General features: G+C 37.6%; 9 protein-coding genes and 1 tRNA gene. 6 read left to right on the forward strand and 4 right to left on the reverse strand.

The genetic code is table 11. The annotated features are described in order from the left end of the window. The first annotated feature begins 1139 nt into the window (after window positions 1-1139). Together ptsP and FJG96_RS03220 are read left to right on the forward strand one after the other, a co-directional pair. Window positions 1140-3671 (forward strand): phosphoenolpyruvate--protein phosphotransferase, encoded by a 2532-nt coding sequence (gene ptsP, locus FJG96_RS03215; RefSeq protein ID WP_139412701.1) that lies wholly within the window; start codon window positions 1140-1142, stop codon window positions 3669-3671. Window positions 3672-4097: 426 nt separating this feature from the next. Next, window positions 4098-4187, forward strand: a tRNA-Ser gene (locus FJG96_RS03220). A 172-nt stretch (window positions 4188-4359) separates the two neighbouring features. On the opposite strand, the gene FJG96_RS03225 is transcribed toward FJG96_RS03220, so the two are convergent. The 3 genes from FJG96_RS03225 to FJG96_RS03235 all read right to left on the reverse strand — a co-directional run bounded on the left by FJG96_RS03225 (window position 4360) and on the right by FJG96_RS03235 (window position 8082). After that, window positions 4360-5565, reverse strand: a complete 1206-nt coding sequence (locus FJG96_RS03225; protein ID WP_139412702.1) for an ATP-grasp domain-containing protein — start codon at window positions 5563-5565, stop codon at window positions 4360-4362. Then, on the reverse strand, window positions 5562-6776 hold the full coding sequence (locus tag FJG96_RS03230; RefSeq protein WP_246046886.1) for an MFS transporter: 1215 nt from the start codon (window positions 6774-6776) through the stop codon (window positions 5562-5564). Before FJG96_RS03230 ends, FJG96_RS03225 begins: the two co-directional genes overlap by 4 nt. A gap of 529 nt (window positions 6777-7305) precedes the next feature. Continuing rightward, window positions 7306-8082 carry a class I SAM-dependent methyltransferase gene (locus FJG96_RS03235; protein WP_139412704.1) on the reverse strand — a complete coding sequence of 259 codons (777 nt, stop codon included), beginning with the start codon at window positions 8080-8082 and terminating at the stop codon, window positions 7306-7308. A 579-nt stretch (window positions 8083-8661) separates the two neighbouring features. On the opposite strand from FJG96_RS03235, the gene FJG96_RS03240 reads away from it, so the two are divergent. Then, window positions 8662-9870, forward strand: a complete 1209-nt coding sequence (locus FJG96_RS03240; RefSeq protein ID WP_139412705.1) for an MFS transporter — start codon at window positions 8662-8664, stop codon at window positions 9868-9870. Window positions 9871-10187: 317 nt separating this feature from the next. On the opposite strand, the gene FJG96_RS03245 is transcribed toward FJG96_RS03240, so the two are convergent. Further along, window positions 10188-10457 carry a hypothetical protein gene (locus FJG96_RS03245; protein ID WP_139412706.1) on the reverse strand — a complete coding sequence of 90 codons (270 nt, stop codon included), beginning with the start codon at window positions 10455-10457 and terminating at the stop codon, window positions 10188-10190. 939 nt (window positions 10458-11396) lie between these two features. Between FJG96_RS03245 and FJG96_RS03255 the strand changes: the two genes are divergently transcribed. From FJG96_RS03255 to FJG96_RS03265, 3 genes are all read left to right on the forward strand, one after another. Further along, window positions 11397-11918: a helix-turn-helix domain-containing protein gene (locus tag FJG96_RS03255; RefSeq protein ID WP_139412707.1), complete on the forward strand. Its 522-nt coding sequence runs from the start codon at window positions 11397-11399 to the stop codon at window positions 11916-11918. A 685-nt stretch (window positions 11919-12603) separates the two neighbouring features. Beyond that, the gene (locus FJG96_RS03260) at window positions 12604-18186 is read left to right on the forward strand and encodes a Vomp family autotransporter (RefSeq protein ID WP_139412708.1); all 5583 of its coding nucleotides are present in this window, start codon (window positions 12604-12606) and stop codon (window positions 18184-18186) included. Window positions 18187-18992: 806 nt separating this feature from the next. Beyond that, a complete protein-coding gene (locus FJG96_RS03265; RefSeq protein WP_139412709.1) occupies window positions 18993-24092 on the forward strand; it encodes a Vomp family autotransporter in 5100 nt (1699 codons plus the stop codon). Window positions 24093-24205 lie beyond the last annotated feature (113 nt).

Raw genomic sequence — 24205 nt, forward strand, 5'->3', positions numbered from 1 at the left:
GTGTATGATAAGAGCGAGAAGAGTTTACTTTCTTTTTATGCATAAAGAAGTGCTGAGTGATTTATTTTATAAAAGAAGCAATTTGTTTTTGAAAAATTATTGAGAAATTTAATGCAATTATTTTGATAAAGATAAATCTTTTATAGGCATGTGTGCTGGTGATGGGGGCAGGTGAGATTATTTTTTAAAAAAAGAAGGAATAAAAATCTATAAGGCTGAATGATTAAAGCTGCTTTAAAGGGAATATGTATTAAAGCGTTTCAGTCAATCGAGGGTGAAATTTATATTTTTAAGAAGGGCTGAAGATATAAAAACAACCAATATGCAATCAGTTATCTTCGAGAGTATTTAGTTCTAAGTTCACTCTTTATTGCGTATAGTTGAAAATAAATCAGCATAAGAGCTAAGGTTAAGGCAGTAATTGTTTTTAATTTTTGTGCTTTATTTATCTCATTTGTCGAAATATTACCTAGAAAATAAGATTATTTATTAGAATTTTTCTTAGTTTTAGTGGTTGAGAATGGTGTTGGGGGATGTGCGTTCTTTGCAAATGTGTAACAGAGAGCATTATGTGTTTGCGATATTGATTGAAGCAAAGGATTAGCTTAAAATGTATCAATGTTGTATGATTGAGGGGTTCGTATTGTAGGATGAGCTGCTCAGAATTTTAAAGATAGTAAGGTGCGGGGCAGTTTTTAATAATGTAATAAATTGATAAAAGGGGGCAGTAGGTTAAATCAACTTGGAGGAAGAGTTAAAATGTTAGCTGAGTTACAGATAATTGGTAAGGATGCTTTTTTATAGGGAGAATAATGGCAAGTTATGTTGAATAACTTGGGAGAAAGAGGGCGTTTTTAAAACATAGTTTTTCAGGTAATTGGGGATGTAAAAATTGAGGTTTTGTCCTTATAAAGTAAGAGTTAAGAGTCAAATTTACTTATGATAGTTTAAGCTACCCGTGGGAAATATCCAATTGTTTTATCGGTTATATTGAGGTATTTAAGCACCTCACTTAGCTCTATTGAATTACGTGAAACAAAAAATCGTGATGATGTGTACCTCTTTTATTTTTGAAAATGGGGCTTTGAAATGAAATTTATCAGGGGTATTTGTATTCGAGTGTGAGGCAGTTTGAATTCATGATGGGATTTGAGAAAGCAGAAGCAATGAATGTAGATTTGACCGAGGGTGAAATCTTGTCTATCAAATCTGTACAACTTGCAGCTGCTTTTAATCATAAAAATGATGCAATTTATGCTGCTGCTGAGTTGCTTGTGCAGATTGGCGCAGTTGACAAGTGCTATCTGGAAAGCATGCTTGCACGTGAAGAAATAACGAATACTTGGCTTGGGAATGGTATAGCCATTCCTCATGGCTTGGTTGAAAATTGTGATTTAATCATCAAAGATGCTGTTGCTGTTATACAGGTTCCTGCTGGTGTTGAGTGGCAGGATGGAAAGAAAGCACATTTGATTATTGCCATTGCAGCGTGTCCAGATCGTTATAGAGACATTTGCAAAAAATTGACGTCTCTTTTATTTGATAAAAAACAACTTGAAGTACTTGCGACAACTACGGACAAACAGCAAATTGTTACAACTTTGTTTTATCAGGATATAAAGCAAGAAAACACTTTTCTTGGTGATCTTTCGGTGTGTCAGGAATGGACTTTAGATTATCCAAGTGGTCTGCATGCACGACCAGCTTCTCTTTGGGTTGATTTTGCTAAAAAAATTCAAAATTCTATCAGAGTTCGCCATGGTCAATATGCCGTTGAAATGAAAAATTTGGTTGGGTTATTACAGTTAGGTGCAAAAAATGGTGATGTTCTGATTTTTTCTACAGATGCTGTAGAAGGAGCACAACTTCTCAATGATGCCATTGCTATTGTAAAAAAGGTGAGTATTAGTGAAAAATGCGTGGTAAGAGAAATAGAATCTCAAACAAAGACTTTTCATGGTTGGTATCCACGTTCCATGCAAAAAGGCATTTCTGGTGTTGGAGCAAGTTCAGGGTTAGCGTTTGGTAAGATTTTTGTTTTAAGGCAAAATGATATTTCCATAATAGACCAGCCAATTGATTTTGCAGTTGGTGCAGCATGTCTTGAAAATGCTCTTACAAAAACAAAACATAAATTGGCATCGGTGATTTCTGATATTACAGTGCGTATGGGAGCGGATTCTGCTGCGATTTTTTCTGCGCAAATGGTTTTGCTGGAAGATGAAAACCTCATAGCTCAAGCTTGTCGTTTTATAGCAGAAGGTCATGGTGTTGCTTGGTCTTGGGATAGAGCGGTTCGGCAATTTTCAGATATGTTTTCTAAGGTGGATAATCCTTTATTAGCAGCACGTGCGGTTAATTTAATTGATGTTGGTCGTCGTGTTTTAGGTGAAATAAATCCATCCTATAGATCCTTCTTTTTAAATGATATTCCAAGTGGTGTTATTCTGGTTACAAATGATCTTTCTCCTTCTGATGTCGCACAACTTGATGGTATAAAAGTAAAAGGATTAGTAACAGCATGGGGAGGTCCACTCTCTCATACAGCTATTTTGGCGCGTACTCTTGGTATTCCGATGGTTGTTGCTGTAGGTGATGATATTTTAACGGTTCAGTCTGATATTCAGGCTATTATTGATGGTGATAACGGGTTCATTTACCTTGATCCTACGCATGAAGATGTTGAAGATGCTCAAAGGCATATTGATAGTGTTGCACAAAAGCGTGTTAGTGAGATAAGTGCGTCTCGATTACCAGTACAAACGACAGATGGTCAAAGAATTCGTATCATGGCTAATGTCAATTATGCAAATCAGGTTCCTGTTGCGTTTGATTCGGGGGCTGAAGGTATTGGACTGATGCGTACAGAATTTTTATTTTTAGAGAACCCGCATATTCCGGATGAAGAGGTCCAATTTGATATATATCGGGCGATGATTACAGCTGTAGGAGATAAGCCATTAATTATTCGGGCGCTTGATATTGGTGGGGATAAACAGGTTACGCATTTACATTTATCTAAGGAAGATAATCCTTTTTTAGGTGTTCGAGGAACACGGCTTTTGTTACGTCGGCGCGATCTTTTGGTTCCGCAATTACGTGCTTTGTATCGAGCAGCAAAAGAGGGCGGAGATTTATGGATTGTGTTTCCGATGGTGATGTCTGTTTCAGAGATTGTTACCATAAAAAAGATTGCAGAAGAAATCCGCAATGATATTGATGCACCAAAATTAAAACTTGGTATTATGATCGAAGTTCCAGCAGCAGCTATTATGGCAGATGTATTTGGTGCTCATGTTGATTTTTTCTCAATTGGAACCAACGACTTAACACAGTATACAATGGCAGTTGATCGGCAAAATCCGTATCTTGTGTCTGAATCTGATAGTCTTGATCCAGCAGTTTTGCGTATGATTTATCAGACTATTCAGGGAGCTGCACAACATAAATGTTGGGTTAGTGTATGCGGTGGTGTCGCTGGAGATCCTTTTGGTGCAATGATTTTGACTGGATTGGGAATTAATGAGCTTTCTATGATATCTTGCGATATTTCTCCAGTAAAGGCGTGTTTGCAAACTCATAGTTTTAAAGAGATGAAAATTTTAGCACAAAAAGCACTACAATGTGAAACTGCACGCGCTGTACGCGCTCTTAAAGATGATATAAGGTGATAGGAGAGCTTTAAGGGGAAGAAAGCGCGTACAATCTTAGCAGTTTCGCTCAAAAACCATGTTATAAATCGTTTTTGTTAGAAGAAAGTTTATTCTATCCTATGCTTTAATATTAAGGAGTAAAAGAGAATTGTACAGTTATTATTCCTGTTGATTGTTAGATACAATGAGTGATAACGGGTTAGTGATGGTGCGTAATACTTTATTTTAAAAAAATGGGTAGCATCTTCAATTTGAAGAGAGTATTTTTCCGTGAGAGAGCAGGTATGCTTGTGATTTCAAAAATTTTTCTTCTTTAAAAAAGAGGGGGGAGTTGTTATCAATAAGTATCACATTTTATTTTTATGGATAAAATCGTTTTTTGAATTTTGAATGTATAATTTAGGCTTGCACGTTATTTCTTTCTGGGTATAGTGCGAGACTTCTGGAGAGGTGGCCGAGTGGTTGAAGGCGCACGCCTGGAACGCGTGTATATGGGAAACCATATCGAGGGTTCGAATCCCTCTCTCTCCGCCATTAATCGTAAAATCAATGGGATATATAAAAGTTCAAGTTTTTTTGCTTTGATTTTATTGATATATTTTTTTATTTATCTTGTCACCTTAAATAGATTTTCATAATCTGTAAGGCATAGCTCTGTAAATTTAGCATTTTTAGGCTTTTTTATTATTTCCAATTGCTGTTTTCTCTATAAAAAATTACTACGAATTATCCTTTCCAGAGTCGATAATTCATCATCACTCTGTCCCCAAATTGCTATAATGGCTGGGCAGGTATTTAAATCGATGGTTAAGGGTAGAGGCTCGTTTTCTTTAAAAAAGAGCATAAAATGAACCACATTTCCCCAAGAATGAAGCTTTTGCTTCCACAGGTTAACATCTTTTATAATATGACCATCGATCTTGTTGATAAGAAAAATAATACGCCCTTTTTTCTTAAAACGGCTTGGTGTTGGCGAAAAATTTCCTGCAATAAGGTTAACGGAGCTGTCAAGTAAATCGTCTTCATAGCAATGCGCAAACAAAGTGGGTGCAATCCCTCCGTGGAGGCGAGCTCCTACTTCGATCATCACTGGGCCGTGGGCGGTTTGCATGATTTCCATATGCACAGGTCCATATTCAATCCCTACCGCGCGAATGCACTTTTTTGCATAAGAGATCAGAGCGGTATAAAGGGGATCTTGAGCATCAAGCACATCAAGCGATTCATAAACAAAAGCACTTCCATTATGGATACCCTTTTTATATCGCGATAAAGCGCATATTTTTATAGCCTCTCCCTTTACAATGGCATCTACGATGTATTCTTCTCCTTCCAATCTTTCTTGAAGCAAATAAGCCTCGTTAGGTGTGCCAAAAATATTTTTCTGCGTCCAATCAATCTCAGAAATCCACGCTGCCACTTCTTCATGGCTAGAGAAAAACAAAACACCATCACTCCCAGCAGAATCGTTTGGCTTTATCACATAGCCGCTGGGGCTTTCAAAATCATCAAGAGTACAATCGCCTTTTGTAAGAATCTTTGACCTTATATAAGATAAACCATTTTCATAAAGGCGCCTTTGCATTGCCGCTTTTTTCCGTCGCCAATCGGTGGTCAAGGGGGTATTTCCAGGACAACCATAGTAAGCAGCCAATTGCTCTGCACAATAAATCCCTCGTTCAGCACCTGCTACTACAGCTTTTATTGTGCCGATAGGAAAGCGTTGTTTTATCTCATCGATACTATGAAGTTTTGCTTCTGCCATGCCCTCACCTTGATAAGAGAGCATAAAGTGTGAAAAGGGAGCTGGTTGAGAGATAACACCGTAACAGACATAGCCCAATTTTTGCAAAGCAGGGGCATAGAGAGCACCCGTGGAGAAAGGATCGACAATAAGAATGGTTTTGCTCATGCTTTGCCCCGCTGTGATGAAAGAAAAAGAACATAGATAAAGATTATCAGCCCGATAAGGGGGAGAAGATAAATGGCTGCTTGGGGGCCCATAAGAGCAAGGCTTGTAAGAAGACCAAGAATAACATAACCCGCCGATTGGGAGAGCGTATAAAGCATGCCACTATAGCTTCCCACCAGCTCTGCTTGAGTTTCTGTTTTTGTTGCTTCAATCATATGTTTGCGGGCGTTAATCCGCATGGTATTCATAGAAAAGCCAATAAAAAAGCAAAAGGCCACAGCCAAATAAGGTGATTGTGTGGTGCTAAAAATAAGATCAGCTATACCCAACATAAGGGCTGGGAAGATGAATTCAAAGCGCGGGATTTTGATAAAAGCAGCCAAAAAAGCGCCCACACCCGCAACTGCACTGCACAGTCCATAATATTCAGAGCCAAAATCTTTCACACTCTGAAAAAGAATGGTTGCCAGTGTATTATAGGCGCAAATGTGAAAGCCAATAAGGCCTATACAGATGCATAAAAATTTAAGTTCTAGGGAAAGCTTATCTGCTTTCGGTATAAGCGTTGGTTCTTTATCGGTGGCAGGTGGCAAGCCATTTGTAGTGCACTCGGTACTATATTCATCGCGAAAGATGATATATCCAGCAACAAGGCTTATAATAATGTCAAACACACAAATAGCTGCAATCAAACCATTATAGCCGATTTCAGCTGCTGCTCCTCGTGGGCTGGTGGCTTCTAAGAGATAACCACTCAATGCTGCTCCCAAAAAGGCACCAATCTGCACCACTGTTTGCATAATGCGGGAAGCTTTTTGGGCGCTAATATAACCACTAAGCGCGAGTTTAGTATTATAAGTTTCCAGCGTACTTAAGGTGATCAACGAGAGATAACCAATAGAGATAGAGACCGCAATAAAACCCAAAGGGGAGTCGACATAATGAAACAGAGCGATCAACAAAAGAAGGCTATAGATGACAATCCGTCTTTTGTATAAATCTCTCAATCGCAGCGAGGCTTTAATGTGTACAAGACCACTTTTTTTCAAAAGATAAGGTGTAAGGGTCCCCAAAGCCATGGTTATCCCTAAAAAAATCGATGAGGATGTTATGCGATAAGCATTCCAAAGGTTACTTAAGAAGAGCACCATATCAGAAAAATAGAGCAGAACAACAAGCCCATAAAACCGAAACATCAGCTGTTTGCGCACATCACCCCCCCATGTTGCTATCTCTTAAAAACACGCAATATTATAATCGGTACACATGTTCATAAACAGTTAGTACATCTATTATTGGACAGGTCAAGTTGTTTCGATAGGGGCATGATATACAGTTGAACGCTGATATTTACTGTAATGATAGTCATTTTCAGAAATTTGATTAGCGGGGGCGGCTAGTATTTTTACTACGTCTTTTGCAGTTGTACTCTTCTGATAAAGGGTTACTTTACTGGATGATAAGCACAACTATTTCTGAGAGCTATATTTTGTATTCTCAAGAGTATCTCTGTTTAATGCAAGGTTGCGGGGTTATTCTTGATCATTACCACGATAAGCTTGGATTTTAAGATGGCAAAAACCCCTCATTATCGGACAGAAATTAATGATGGTCTTAGATTAAGGTACGTGAGTGCAACTTTAGGTGGCTTTTTATACAACCAATTGGGGGAGGATGACTCCATTGTTTTAGAATATTATAACGCGTTAAAAGATAATGGAGAGAACCATAGATGTAAGATTATTTTGTATAGATGTAGAGTTCACTTCGATATAAAAGTTCCAAATTTCCCTGCATTTCATATTGTTTTGTCAGTGTAACCAATTGCTGCAAATATTCTTCTCCGTGTTTAGCAATGGCGCGTTGCGCTTGCGTTGAAGAGCGGCTCATACCTATAAAAGCTTCGGATGGGATTGTCATCGTCCAATTGTGTGTATGTAAAGCAACCTTTTCTGGATTGGCTCCAAGGCCATCACGCATTTCTTGTAAAAAATCAAAATTACGATAATAACGGGAATAGTGAGGGCTCATCTCCTCTAATAATGTTTCATAAGCAGCTAGAAATTGACTATTTTGAAAATCGCGATTGTTTTGAATAACTGCCATGACGCCTCCAGCGCGAAGTTGGCTTGAGACAGTGCTAAGCAATAGAGGGCGATCCATCCACTGAAACGCTTGTGCCGCAACAACAAGATCAACCTTGCCGATTTGAGGCAAGAGGCTTTCTGCTTTACCGTGATACCACTGCACAAAAGGAAATTTTCTTTTCCCCTGCTTAATCATATCTACTGAGACATCGATCGCATGATATTGATGTTCATTGCCTAGAAGTTTGACAATTCCCTCTAATGCGATGCCTGTTCCAGCTCCTACATCCACAATGGACAAATGTTTTTTATCTTTAAAAGGAAGCAGCATGATTTTAAATAAGCTGAGGGGATAGCGTGGACGATAGCGATCATAATCACCAGCCAATCCATCAAATTTTTCACTTTGCGGTTGAATGGTCTTTAGCATGTGGTCTGGTCCTCCCCTCACGAATTGCACTGTACATAAAGAAGCTCTCCTTTGTCCATTATGTCAAATATAAATTTTAAAAGAAAGCTGAATGGAAGCTGCTCTTTGTCCCCTTCTATAGGGCTGATATTTACTTTTTCTTCTGTTGTCTCAAATAATGCATTTTGAAAGCCAATTATTTTTTACGTATATCACGCTGAGATTTTATATATTCCTCTAAAAATCTGTCTCACTTCTGGTGCGATTACCTCTTAAATGTCTTTTATGAGTATCAAATTTATAACCTGCTTGCGGAAACGATCAATCCCAAATCCTCTATCATAAAAATGAGATCATCTATTCGCTTTGTAACTGTTACAGTTAAAACAACACATTTCAGTGCTACTATTTTACCTCTATGGCGCAAATGTAATTCTTAATGAGAATAGAAATATTTATGAATCTTCAATATTTTAAAATTACCCTACATGATGCCTAGAGTTTTTTCTTAAATTTAATGAATCACAATAAGAGCTAAATATATGTTTTCAAATGTGATTATACAGCATCGTGAATGACGTGTGTATGAGGGGATGATTTATGTTCATCGTAAATTTGAAAGAACGCGCTGCTCTATTCGAGAACAGAACTTTCCTCTATTTTACCTTGAGCAGTTTGTTTGCTACATTTGGAAATGGGCTCAATTATATTGCATTATCGTGGCTTGCTTACAATCAGACAAGTTCGATTCGTGGTGTAGCGCTTTCAATGTTTTTTCTCTGGATGCCGAGCATTATTTTTGCACCTATTTTAGGCGTATTGGCAGATAAATATAATCGTAAAGCGCAGATTATCATTTCAAATCTTGTCAGAGGTTTGGTGATTGTTGGGTGGAGTATACTTTGGCAATTGGGTATAGAAATTGATTTGATGATCTTATCTGCTTTGTTGGGTATTTTTATTTCTTTTTATATGCCATCAGCTGTTCCTTTAATCCAAAGTATTATTCCCCAAAAACAGCTTATCAATGCAAATGCAACCATTGATATGGTCTATGAACTTGGAATGATTATCGGTATGGGGTTTAGTGGATTCATACTTTCCTGGGTAGGAACAAAAGGAACTTTTCTAATAGGTGGTATATTTTTTATTATTGCTGGTTTGTTTAACTTTGCAATGAAGGTACCTAAAAACCGTAGATCTAAAAATCAAAGTAAGCAAAACTGGTGGGAAAATTATACAGCATCCCTTCATTATTTTAAGCAGAATCCGGTTCTTTTTATGCCTTATATAAGCCAGATGATTATTACGACGCTTTTAATGACCATCCCTGTTATTCTGGTTCCTTATACACAAGAGGTTTTAAGCAGGGATAGCGGAACCTTTGCAATATTTGAGGTGCTTTATTCTATGGGCGTATTGACAGGAGCGCTTCTTTCGCCACTTCTTTGCAAAATTTTATCCATAAGGAAAACCTTGGCATTTTTATTAGCTGTTATGGCTATTGGACTTGCTATTTTGTCTGTTAATACACACATTTTTGTTGTTTTTCCTATTTACTTTATGATTGGATTTGGACTTTCGAGTTGGGCTCTTTCAATTTCTTTATCGCAACTCTCTTGTGATCCTGAATACCAAGGAAGATTGCAGGCAAGTTTTAATGGTTTGTCTGGATGCTTTATCCTCGGAGTCTATCTCATTATGGCAAGCGATAGCAGCAGCATATCACCTCAATTGATATATTTTCTTCAAAGTATTGTTGCGCTTATTGGGATGCTTATCGTACTGTTTTATAAACATGAAAAATGATAAATTACATTGAAGTGCAGTAAAGCTATATGCTATTTTATAAACATTTACGAGGGGGCATATTTCATATTTTGCTTTTAAAGGGGGGGTGAGCAAATGCGAAAGTGTGGCTGCTTTTAATGAAGCAAGCATAGGTTTATTTTGTTATAAAATACTCTTTATTTTTTGATGATGACCAACAAGGGTTTATGCGGTTTTTTAATTCACCGGACTTTAGTAAAGAGACAATGGTGCAACACTTTAAAGCTTCTTAAAAGTTTTTTTGTTTAAGCACAGCAGAAGGTCAAAGTGCTCTATCATACGGGAAGAATATTACATTATTTTTGTTTTTCAAAATCCATACGAAAAATTGCATCAATTTCATCTTCATTGGAATGAGCACTTCTGCGACGATTCAAGGTTTGCACAATCTCTTTTTTTAAAAGCGTATCTGTTTCACTTAAACGGAGAATACTGAGTTCCAATTCAAGAGATAAAGCTAAATCTACACACAATTTAAGCTCTTCTCCAATGTCAAAACCACGTTGGTAGTCATCATAAAGACCAACCAGTGTATCGGATAACTCCTTACCGCATAAAGAGGTCATGCCAAATTCCTCCACGTTACGGTTTTTTGTACAGTTTTGATTTGTTTAAGGATCACTCCACTATCATCACTCAGAGTTTCCATATATACGAGCCTCATGGTTTTGTCAATTTTCTGCAAAATACGCACTTCTAAATCAATGTCTATTAAAAACTTTGTCACTCCAAGACTTTGAAGTGCCCAATTGTAAATATGGATGGCAATGCGTTTATTATAGAACTTATAGCATTTAAAATACATTGCAAAAAGGCTTTTAATTTGCGCATAAAAAGAATATTTTGGCAATACACAAAATACCCTTTTTATTGCTAATCATAGCTAAATCAATACCATTAATATCTACAATAAGCAGGCATGGTTTGTAAACGTTCAGCTTTTTAAGAATGTGTAATAATCTCATTTTTTGCAGAAGTGAAATTATTTTGCCTTTTTTATATTGAATTTTAGACATTAATAAACCTTTTGTCTTATAAAAAGCTATGAGAAGTGCATTCGCATGTTTTTGTAATAAGATTTCAGTGATATATTGCACAGTACGCAATGAAGAGAACCACATGGGTTTTTGCTACTGTGAGACATATGATTGCGCTTTTTGAGAGAGCCGTTGATAAGAATTTTGCTCAACGGGCATGCAATTGGCCATGGCAGGTGTTGTTTTTTCATGAGAGGGTGCCCAAATGTTTTTGACACTGAAGGTCGATATTTGGTAAACTTTCACGCGTTTTGCTTAGGGAGATGAGCATGAGGGCTTGGCAAAATACTATGGCGGTCGCATTTTTTGTGTAATTGTCATAATTTTCGCTCCTGCTGAAATGGATGCTGTAACATCCATTTTTGTGGGGTTATGTATGTAAAACTTTGCCCAACATAAGGGGCAGTAATAAGAGGTATAATATAAATATTGCATTAAGTCAACGCAATATTTGTATTATTGTGTAATTTGGCAAAAAAAGAGATTGAACCCAAAACAGAACAGGCAAAGCGATTACGTTTGATACGAGAAAGTTTGCTGCTTAGTAGGCATCAAATAGCAACCCGTTTAGGTATTAATAAAGCCATTTATGACCACGCTGAAAGAGGCACGACCTTTCCTAATGTAGAGTTTTTGGCTGTTTTATCACAGAAATTACAAGTAAATTTAAATTGGCTTGTAACGGGCGATGGCGAGATGTTTTCAGATATGGCAAAAGCGAAAGCGGCTGGTTTAAAACTGCAAGCGATACCTGCTGGTTTGATGAAAAAACTTGGATATTTAGCTTACACAACGTATCATGATGCAAACATAACACTTTCTCCTGAAGATGTTGCGGAATTAGCAGCAGAGCTTTACGGAAAATTGCAAGAGCTTATTGAAAACCTCAATGATATGGAAGAAGTCGAAGCCACTTTGCCACTTTTAAAATTGCATTTAAAGCGCAAAATTGAAGCTGAAAAGGCACATAAAATGCCCCAAGGCATATGAATTACAGCCTTCTAAAATAAAATTCTCTTCTGCTATAAAATCAGTTTGAAGAAAAACGCATTGAGTGATAAAAATATATAAAAAGCAATAAGTTATACAATATTTTCTTTTTAATTTTTTCAATATTCTATATTTCTTATGAAAATAACAATCCTTTAAAATAGGTTATCTCATAACAAAGAATGAGGTTTCATAAGGGGCATAATCTACTAGATTATAAAATAAGTCTAAAAAGTTATAATTTTCATACAGATAAGCACAACTGTTATAAAAAAACACTTTTTGTCTTTCATAAGAAGTATTTTTGCAAATTTATAAAAAATTATTTTTTACACTCTTGCCATTCTGCTGCTGCGCTTTATCTGAAAGGTGGAATTGCTCTTTAGTGAAACTATATTTTTGTTAAGAGATAAATCGCAGTGTTTTTGAATGGAGATAAAGGTATATTTTCAAAGTCTTGTGTTTTTATTTATTTTTTAGCTTGAATCCCTCTAGCTAAAAGGGTTGGGGACTTTTCTAGATTCGATGTTGTTGCAAAGATTTTAGGCTGATGCTGGGTGAATATCGGTATCAGAGGGGGAGTTTTATATTGATTTATTGTTTTTTTGAGGTGCGCAAACGAGGGTTTTGCCATGAGGTTTTTTGCGCGTTGTAATGATGTTGAGCTCTGTTGGAGGAGGTTCTTATGAAAAAAAAATATTCCACACCAAATTTAATTAAAGCTGTCTCGCTCAGCGCGGCAATGGCGACACTTTTGTCGAGTGTTTCCCCTGTTTTCGCTGCCAATCTCGCGATAACAGGACAGAGTAATTTAAGTACGAATTTGACCGATGTTGTATATCCACGTGGTAGCCATGGCAGTATTGTCTTGGCTGGTGATGATAATTACTGTGGTGCAGACAACGTCATCGGTCGTGGTGGCAAACAACAGGAAGCGATTGGTGATAATCGACGAATAACTGCGAAGGAACAATATGAGAGGTTTATTGATGGAAAACCTTTTTCAGGTCGTAAGCCTTATGGCACGACTACTGAAAAGGTTACTTGGACTGGGGAAGGGACGGTAAGTGATAGTACTAATGGTTATATGGGAACGAACACAGGTGGTATTGCGGATGCTATGCCTGAGGCTTATGGTGTTTATTCTTTTGCAACGGGCTGTGGTTCTGCGGCAACAGGAAATTATTCCACGGTATTTGGTGCTGGCGCAACTGCAAAAGCTGGTGGAGCGCAAGCTTTTGGTGTTTCTGCGCTTGCAGAGGGTATAGCAAGTGTTGCTATAGGTGTTGATTCAGAGGCAAAAGGTGATTCAGCGGTTGCTATTGGAGGGCTGGCAACTGCATTAGGTAAAAGTAGTGTTGCTTTGGGGACAAAAGTAAAGGCGGAAAAGAATTATGCGATTGCTATAGGTGTAGATGCTGAAGCTTTAGGTTCAGGTTCTATTGCAATAGGGGGTAGGCGCTCTGACAGAACTGAAGAAAATGATCCTAATAGAAAAGTAGTAGCGGAGGCAGAAAATGCGATTGCTATAGGTACCTATGCTTATGCTAAAATGGAGGATTCGGTTGCCATTGGTGTAAATGCGCAAGTGTTTTTTAAGGACGGTGTTGCTATAGGTGGTGGCTCTGTTTCTAGAAGAGACAAAGGTGCCGAGGCTTATGATCCTGCAACAGGTACAGTCTCGAACAAAAAAAACGATCTTGCATGGAAAAGTACGGCAGGTGCTTTTAGTATTGGTGAAGTAGGGGCTGAGGGTAATGATGGCAAAGGTAAATTAACACGGCAAATTACCGGTGTGGCTGCTGGTAAAGAAGATACCGATGCAGTTAATGTGGCACAGTTAAAAGCTCTAAGAGGTATTATAGGAGAAGGAGGAGGAGGGGGTTGGCAAATTTCTGCTAACAACACAGCTCCTACAGATGTTAATGCAGGCGATACCGTAGATTTTTCAGTGAATAATAATAAAAATGCGGAAGGAAAAGATAACTTAAAGATTACAAAAAGCAATGAAGACAATAAGCATAAAATTGAATTTACTTTAAGTGATACTCTTAAGTTAAAAAGCGTCACCACAGGTCAAAGCTCTATGAGTGATGATGGTTTTTTTGTGGATGGTGATACAAACGGTTCAAGCATGACTGTTGATGGCTTTTATGTGAATGGTTATGATACTCCAAGTATGACTGTGGAGGGTATTGATGCTGGTAATAAACGAATCACAAACGTTGCAGATGGAGCTAGACCTAACGATGCAGTGAATTTTGGGCAGTTGGAAAAATATGTAAAAGAGAATGGGGGCGGTTGGAAGCTTTCTGTTGAAAGTGGAGAGGCTACAAATGTTGAGACAGGCAATACAGTTCATTTTTTTGCTGCTACGAATAATCATACTGGTAATAAAAACATAAAAATTGCAAATACAAATGGGAAAAACGTCTCTTTTGATTTAGCTAATGATATTAATGTAATGTCTGTCACAGCAGGAGACAGCGTTATGGATGCTGCAGGCTTCAGATTTAACGGTGGTGATGGGCCTAGCATAACTGTTAAAGGCATTCACGCTGGTAATAAAACGATCAAAGGAGTAGCAGCAGGGGAAGGAGATACCGATGCAGTGAATTTTGGGCAGCTGAAAAAATATGTAGAAAAGAACGGGGGCAGCTGGAAGCTTTCTGTTGAAGATGAAGCAGCTACAGATGTTAAAGCCGGGAGTACAGTAAATCTTGTTGCTGCTGAAGGTAATGGAGGTCACAAAAATATCCAAATTGCTAAAAGCGATGGAAATAAAGTTACATTTTCTTTGAATAATGATCTTAAGTTGACGAGTGTCACGACAGGCAATAGCAAGATAAGTAATGAAGGCTTTGAGTTTATTGATGGTGGTCCAAGCATAAAAGCGAATGGTATCGATGCTGACAATAAAAAAATTATAAACGTGAAGGCCGGAGAACATGATACTGATGCAGTAAATTATAAGCAGTTACAAGATGTACAAAAAATTGCAGAAAATGGCTGGAAACTTTCTGTTGATGGTAAAAATGCTACAGATGTTAAGGCTGGTAGTACAGTAGATCTTGTTGCCGGTGAGAATGAGTATGGTAGCCAAAATGTCAAAATTAAAAAAGATAACGACAATAAAGTTACATTTACTTTGAATGATGATCTTAAGTTGACGAGTGTCACGACAGGCAATAGCAAGATAAGTAATGAAGGCTTTGAGTTTATTGATGGTGGTCCAAGCATAAAAGCGAATGGTATCGATGCTGACAATAAAAAAATTATAAACGTGAAGGCCGGAGAACATGATACTGATGCAGTAAATTATAGTCAGTTGAAAGATGTAAAACAACTTGTAATAAAAGGTTGGAAGCTTTCTGTTGATGGTAACAATGCTACAGATGTTGGGGCAGGGAGTACAGTAGATCTTATTGCTGGAGCTACTAAGAGTGGCGGTAAAAATATCCAAATTGAAAAAGGCGAAAATAATAAAGTTATATTTTCTTTAAAGGATCATATTGCGCTAAGTAGTGTTATGACAGGCAACAGCATTATGAGTAATGATGGCTTTGCGTTTATTAATGGGGGACCAAGCATAACTTCGCGTGGTATTGATGCTGGCAGTAAAAAAATTACAAATGTGTTAGAGGGGACTGATGACACAGATGCTGTAAATTATAAACAGTTGAAAGAAATAAAAGGTCAAATAGCAGAAGATAGTCTTGTTAAATGGAATGAAGATGGGAAGCGCATTACCATTGGTGCCGAAAAAGAAGGTGTTGAAATAAATATTACTAATAGTAAAGGTCAAGAGCGGGTTATTGATGGTGTTAGAGCTGGAAAAATCAGCCATGATTCAAGAGAGGCAATCAATGGTGATCAGCTTTTAAGTATTACAGAGACTATAGCGGATTTTTTTGGTGGTGAGGAGACAGATATATACAATGGTATCAAGCCAACTTTTACTGTTTATAATAAAGAATATCGTAATGTTACTGATGCTTTCGCTGCTGTTGATACTTCTATCACGGATATTTATAACCAGATTAATAATGTAACTGAAAATAGTCTTGTTAAATGGGATAAGAGCGAAAAGCTTATTACCATTGGCAGGGAAAAAGGCGGTACAAAAATTGATATCACAGGTACTGATGGAGTGCGGACTATTGCAGGTGTGAAAAAAGGAGAACTTTCAGAAAATTCAACAGACGCAATAAACGGCAGTCAAATTAATCAAATATCTGGAGATATTGCAGAATTTTTTGGTGGTGGCACAAAATTTGAAAATGGTGTTTTTAAAAAACCTAGGTATAATTTAACCACCATTGATAAAAACGGCGACGTAAAAGGGAAGGAATATAATGATGTTGGTTCAGCTTTATCGGGGCTTGATACTAATATCAGACAGGTTAATCAACACCTTATTTATGCGATGAATGATGTTGCATCTTATTTTGGTGGTGGTGCTGGATATGATGATAAAAAAGAATGGCATGCTCCTACTTTCAAGGTTATCCAATTCAAAGCTGATGGAACTTCCTCTAAGAAAAATTACAGTAATGTCGCTGATGCTTTTGACGGTGTGAACAATACTTTCACAAATATTCACAATCAAATCTCTGATATAACAGAAAATAGTCTAGTTAAATGGGATGAAGACAAGCAGCTTATCACCGTTGGGGCTAAAAAAGGTGGTATGAAAATTGATATCACAGGTACTGATGGAGAACGGATTATTGCAGGTGTAAAGGATGGAGATATTTCTGAAGATTCTCACGATGCCATTAATGGTTCTCAAATTCATTCTATGGGAAGCGATATTGCAAAGTTTTTTGGTGGTGGCGCAAAATTTGTTAATGGTGCTTTTGAAGGTCTGAAATATACTTTATCCGCTATTGTAGATGGTACGGTAGGAAAGGCTAATTTTTATGACGTTGGCTCAGCTTTAACAGGTCTTGATAAGAATGTTCAAGATGTGAATAAGCGCTTAACGAATGTATCCAATAAGTTTGATCAAAAAATTGAAGGTATCTCAAAAGATGCTTTACTGTGGAGCGAAGAAGACAACGCGTTTGTTGCACGTCATGAAAAAAATGGCAAGAAGACAAACAGCAAGCTTAAATATCTCGTAGATGGTGAGATTGCGGATGGTTCAACGGATGCCATTACGGGTAACCAGCTTTATTTCATGAGCAATAAGCTTGCAAATTATTTTGGTGGTGGTGCTAAATATGAGAATGGCAAATGGACAGATCCTACTTTCAAGATTGTTCAAGTCAAAGAGAATGGTCAAACTGTTGAGAAAGAGCACCATAATGTTGCTGATGCTTTTGGTGACGTCAATAAAAATATGTCGAATATTAATAACCGTATTGATGATGTCATCAAGAAGGTCGATTCCGATGCGTTAAAGTGGAATAGTGATAAAAAAGCCTATGATGCTACTCATGATGGAACACCGAGTAAAATTATCAATGTAGCCGATGGTAAAATTGAAAAAGGTTCCAAAGATGCGGTTAATGGTGGACAACTTTGGCAAACCAATGAGCGTGTTGCAAAGGTTGAAAATCGTGTTACGGATGTTGAAAATCACGTTGAGATCATCGACAAAAAAGTTGATAACATTACCAATACCATTGAAGATATTGGGGGCATAGTTACCAATATTAATGTTAAAGTTGATAATATTGATAATAAGGTTAACGATATTGCTGAGGATGCAGTTCGCTATGACAGAGATGAAAACGGCAAAAAGACCAATAAAATCACATTAGCGGGGGGGGATGCTAGTGAACCTGTTGTGATTGATAATGTCGCTGATGGTAAAATTGAGAAAGGATCAAAAGAAGCTGTAAATGGTGGTCAACTCCATGACTATACCCAAGAGCAGATGAAGATTGTTCTTGATGAATCTAAGCAGTATACGGATCAAAAGATCAATAATATTAGGATTGATGCGATTGACGAAGCTGTTGATAAGTCCAAACAATATACAGATATGAAGTTTGATGCTTTAAATTACAGCATAGAAAATGTGAAAAAAGAAGCAAGACAAGCAGCAGCTATTGGTTTAGCAGTGTCTAATTTACGCTACAATGATACACCTGGAAAATTAAGCGTTGGATTTGGTACTGGTTTATGGCGTAGTCAGTCTGCATTTGCTTTTGGTGCTGGTTATACTTCAGAGAATGGAAATATTAGGTCTAATGTATCTGTTACTACTTCTGGTGGTCATTGGGGTGTAGGTGCGGGATTCAATATGACATTGAATTGATAATCAACAAACCAAATAAAAAATTCTTTTCACCCTTGTCGCATGAGGCAGGGGTGAATTATTTTTTACGTCTATAAAAGATATGCATAGAGAGATTGATAAGGGATATAATGATAACGGACAGGTTTTACAAACAGAAAAACTTTTACGATTTTGGCAAAGTCTGCACCTTTTTCAAAAGAAAAGATGAATTAGTCTGACTCTTTACAAAACTGTAAATTTACGATTCACCTTCGGGTAAAAAACAGATTGAGTTTGACGGGAGAGGTGATAAAAATGATATGCTAATGAGTCTGCGGTAACTTAAACCATGTCTATTTTCATCATTTGTTAGAGCTTGTTAAGAGATTATTTTCAAGGATAACAATGAAGCTAAAAATACCCCTCTTTACGCATTTTTGAAGAAAAGTCGTAGACTTTATTCACTTATTCTACACAAAAAATATCTCTGCTTAACACTTTGTTAAAAAGAAAAACTCCCCTTTCTCTTCAAGATATTAGCACTTTCTTTATGAATAAAAGTGATAAACGAAAAGCTAGAAAAATAATATTACCCTTGCAAAAAACGACCAAACATTCTAGAAATTAAAAAAATATTAACTAATCTACAAAAGTATAGACCTTATTTTCTCAGAGTAACACAAAAAGCGGGGATATTCAGTATGACATCTAAATACGCAATTTTTCTATTTTTTTAATCACATAAATTTTGATGTTAGAAAAAACTAGATCCAGACACCTACATGGCGTTTAAGTGTGCCTTTTTTTGTGTTTACAGTTAAATTTTTTTCATTGGGGAATTTGTTATGAACAAATTATATACAAAATTAGCGGGGAGTGATTTAAAATTTTCTCGTTTTCCTTTTATTAAAGTTTTATCATTGACTTCAATCGCTGCACTTTTGTCGAGTGTTTCTCCTGTATTGGCAAAAAATCTTGATTCAAGAGAAGGGGATTCTACAGATATAAAAACTGTTGCTGTGGCATATCCCCAAAGTGTTATTTCTGTTTATGATGAAGTTCCCAGTTATTTGGGGCTTCATGATGTATCAAAAGACAATTATATAACAGTACCACATACGGCATTGACATTAAATGCTAGTGTTTTGGCAGAAGCCAGCGATTTTATACGTTCAATTGATATGAATATAGGCAGTAAAACAACAACGAGAGCAGGGTTAACTCCAAAAACTGTAGGGGAAGAAGATCAAATAGCTAGGGATGGGGGACTAGGTAATCCTCTTGTCCATGGGGAACGGGCTAAGGGAAATTCTCATGATGCTATTGTTTACGGGCAAGTCGCGGAAACGAATGCTGATCAAGGAATAGCAATCGGCTTAACTGCTTTAGCTGGTAAAAATAGAAATACTAAAAATAGTATTGCAATCGGCTCTTCTCTAAATGATAAAGATATTGAAGAGGAGAGAACAGTTTCAGTTGGTGATTTTTCAATAGCTTTCGGGAGTAAAGCACATAGTTATGCGAATGACGCAATTGCTATTGGTTACAATGCATATGTAATAGAGCAGGCGGTAGAAGGGATTGCTATTGGTGCGAATGCAAAAGCAGCAGGGAAATTCGCCATAACTTTGGGTGATCAAGCAGAAGCCACAAAAGAAGATAGTATGGCTATAGGCCGCATGGCACATGCTTTAGGGAAAAGCAGTACTGCATTAGGTTCTGAATATAATGTAAAAAGTGAACATGGGGAGAATGATTATACCACTGCTCAGGGTGATTATTCAACAGCTTTGGGTTCTGTTTCTAAGGCTATGGAAAATGGTGCAACTGCTGTTGGTCATCGTGCATTAGCAAAAGGTAAACAATCTATTTCTGTGGGATTTTATTCGAAAGCGAATGAAGAGAAAAGCGTTACGCTTGGGGATTATGCTGTAACTGAAGTAGCAGGAGGAGTTGCTTTAGGGAGTGCTTCTGTATCCAATGTTGGAGCTGGTGTTGAGGGTTATAGTTCTCTTGGGAAGAAGGGAGAAGGTGCTGATTTTGTATGGAAAAGTACACAAGGTGCTGTGAGTGTTGGTGATATTAAGCAAGGTAAAACACGGCAAATTGGGGGCATAGCAGCAGGTACAGAAGAGACTGATGCGGTCAATATTGCGCAGTTGAAGTCATTGCAAACCTATGTAGATAAGGGCTGGAATCTATCTGTTAATGGTAAAGATGCTAAAGCTGTGGGGATAAATGATACGGTAGATTTTGCAGCTGGAAGTAAAAATCTTGAAATTACCAAAGGTGAAAAAGACAATAACATAAAATTTGATCTCGCAAAAAATATTACGCTGGAGAGCGTAATGGCAGGTGCGAATACCTTAAATGCAACGGGTTTAGTCATTGCGAATGGACCTCAAATAACGACTGATGGTATTAATGCTGGTGGTAAAAAGATAACAGGCGTCGCAGATGGGAGTGCAGATACTGACGCTGTGAATTTTGCACAGCTAAAAGCAATGCAAGCAGCAGCGGCTATAAAAGGTTTAAAAATTAACACGACTGGCGGCGATTTCAAAGATGCTATAGCTGATGGGTTGGCTTCACTTGCTATAGGCTCTGGGGCATCTGCATCTTTTCCTAACACTATAGCTTTGGGGGTGAACTCGCAAGCAAAAGTGAATGAAGGAGTTGCTCTAGGAGCGTATTCTGTAGCGGATATTGGTGGTACTAAAGGTGGTTATGACCCTTTTAAAGATAGAGCAACAGATAAAATAACTTATGAATGGAGAAGTACATTAGGTGCCGTTAGTGTTGGTGATAATACTAATAAGTTTTCTCGGCAGATTACGGGGGTAGCTGCTGGTACTCAAGATACCGATGCGGTGAATGTTGCACAGTTGAAGTACTTGAGAAAATATGTAGATAAAGGCTGGAAACTGTCTGTTGACGGTAAAAATGCTAAAGCTGTGGGGATAGATGATACAGTAGATTTTGCAGCTGGAAGTAAAAATTTTGAAATTACCAAAGGTGAGGGTGACAATAAGGTAAAATTTGATCTCGCAAAGGACATTACGCTGGGTAGCGTAACAACTGGTACGAATACTTTAGATACAACGGGCTTGAAAATTGCGAATGGTCCTCAAATAACGATTGATGGTATTCATGCTGGTGGTAAAAAGATCACAGGAGTATTAGAGGCTACTAATGAGACCGATGCAGTGAATTTTGGACAATTAAATAAAACCAAGCAAGAAGTCCAAGAACAAATACAAAAACAGGTTCAAGAAGTCGAAAAGCAAGTCGCGGCCAATAGCTTTGTGAAACAGGATGATGAAACGAGATCTATCACTATTGGGAAGGATACAGATGGTGAGAGAATCGATCTTATCAATAAGACTGGTGGGGCTCGGACTCTTTCTGGTGTGAAAGCTGGAACTGCAGAAACCGATGCGGTGAATTTTGCACAGCTGCAAAAAGTTGAAAAAGATGTCAAAGAACAGGTAGCTGCCAATAGTTTTGTAAAACAAGATGATAAAACGAGATACATAACCATTGGGAAGGATACAGATGGCGATAAGATCGATATTACCAACACAAGCGGTGCAAATCGGATCATTTCTGGTGTGGAAGATGCAAAGAACAATAATGATGCCGTTAACAAAGGTCAGCTTGATAAAGGTATCGAAAACGTCAGTAAAGACATCACCAATAAGTTCAACGATTTTACGCAAAACATAACGCATATTACGCAACAAGTTCAAGGCGATACCTTATTATGGAGTGAGAGTGATGGGGCATTTGTTGCTCAGCATGGTAAAGAAAAAACGAATAGCAAGATCAAATTTCTTGCAAATGGTGACGTTACCGAAGACTCAACAGATGCAATCAATGGCTCACAACTTTTTGCGACAAATCAAAATGTAGCAACGGTATCAAATAATCTCCAAACTGTTGCCACGGATATAGCCAAGTCATTTGGAGGTGGAGCTGAATATAAGGATGGCAAATGGACCGCACCAACTTTTACACTTAAAACGGTTAACACTGATGGTGAGGAAAAAGATGAAACTTATCATAATGTAGCTGAGGCTTTGAGTGGTGTTGGTAGTTCTATTACAAACGTTCAGAATAAAATCACCAATGAGATTACCAACCAGATTAATAATGCGATTACCAAAGTGGAGGGTGAGAATTTTATTCAGCAGGATAAGGAAACAAATCGTCTCACGATTGGTGCTAAAACAGAAGGCACAGAAATCAATATTGCCAACGCAAGTGGTGCAAGTCGGATCATTTCTGGTGTGGCAGATGCAAAGAACAGCAATGAGGCCGTTAATAAAGGTCAGCTTGATAAAGGTATCGAAAATGTCAGTAAAGACATTACGAACAAGTTTAACGATTTTACGCAAAGCATAACGAATATTACGCAACAGGTTCAGGGTGATGCTTTATTGTGGAGCGAGGCTGATAAGGCATTTGTTGCTCAACATGGCGAAGAAAAAGCAAAGAGCAAGCTTAAGTACCTTTTAAATGGAGACATTACGGCTGAATCAACGGATGCGGTTAATGGTTCTCAGCTTTATTCGATGAGTAATAATCTTGCAGGATATTTTGGTAGTGGCGCTGGTTATGATGAGAATGGCGAATGGAAAGCACCTACTTTTACGCTTAAGACAGTTAAGGAGGATGGTACAGCAGGTGAAGAAAGCTATGATACTGTAGAAAAAGCGCTTTCTGCTGTTGGTACATCTTTCACGAATATTCAGAATAAGATCACCAATGAAATTACTAATGAGATCAATAAAACAAAAGGTGATGCCTTATTGTGGGATAATGAGAAAGAAGCATTTGTCGCTCAACATGGTGAAGGCGATAAAAAAGCAGATAGCAAGATTATGCACCTTAAGGCTGGAGACATTACTGCTGAATCAACCGATGCTATAAATGGGTCTCAAATTTATGCTCTGAAAAATCAAATAGCTCATTATTTTGGTGGTGATGCGGGTTATCAGAATGGGGAATGGAAAGCTCCCACATTCTATGTTTCACAATTCAAGAATGATGGAAATGGTGATAACAAGAAGAGCTATGATAATGTCGTAGATGCGTTTGAAGGTGTTAATAAAAGCATGGAAAGTATCAACGAGCGTATTAACAACGTTACCCAGAGTGTCTCATCGAGTGGTTTAAATTGGAACGAGGAAGAAAAAGCTTTCGACGCTCGTCACAATGGAGAGCCAAGTAAGATTAAACATGTAGCGGATGGTGAATTATCCAAAGATTCAAAAGAGGCCGTTAATGGTAGCCAACTTTTTGAGACAAATAATAGGGTTACTAAAGTTGAAAACCGTGTAAACAATATTGATCAACAGATAGAAAATATTGAAAATACGGTTACAAATGGCGTGGTTAAGTATGATAAAAATGAAAAGGGTGATAAGATAAATAAAGTTACATTAGCTGGTGTGAGTGAAAGTGATCCAGTAGTGTTAGACAATGTAGCGGCTGGTAAAATAGACAAGGATTCGAAAGAAGCTGTGAATGGTAGCCAACTTTGGGAGACAAACCAGAAGATAGATGTAGTCCTTGATAAGGCAAAAAAATATACGGATGAGCGTTTCAACGACATTATCAATCACCAAATGGGTGATGTTATTAATGAAGCGAAATCTTATACGGATATGAAGTTTGATGCTTTAAATTACAGCATTGAGGGTGTGCGAAAAGAAGCAAGACAAGCAGCGGCTATTGGTATAGCAGTAGCGAACTTACGCTATAATGAAACACCTGGAAAATTAAGTGTTGGATTTGGTACGGGCTTATGGCGTAACAAATCAGCATTTGCCTTTGGTGCTGGTTATACATCTGAAAGTGGATCTGTTCTGTCTAATGTATCTGTTACCAATTCTGGTGGTCACTGGGGTGTAGGTGCGGGATTTAATATGACATTGAACTAATAATCAACAGAATACATTGAGTAAAATACTTTCGCTCTTGTCTTAAATGAGGACAAGGGCGAAAGTTTATTTTAAGAAGAAATCAATAAAGTAAACAAATGAGATTTTTAAAG

Origin of the sequence: Bartonella mastomydis, assembly GCF_900185775.1 — a bacterium.
Classification (GTDB): Bacteria; Pseudomonadota; Alphaproteobacteria; order Rhizobiales; family Rhizobiaceae; genus Bartonella; species Bartonella elizabethae.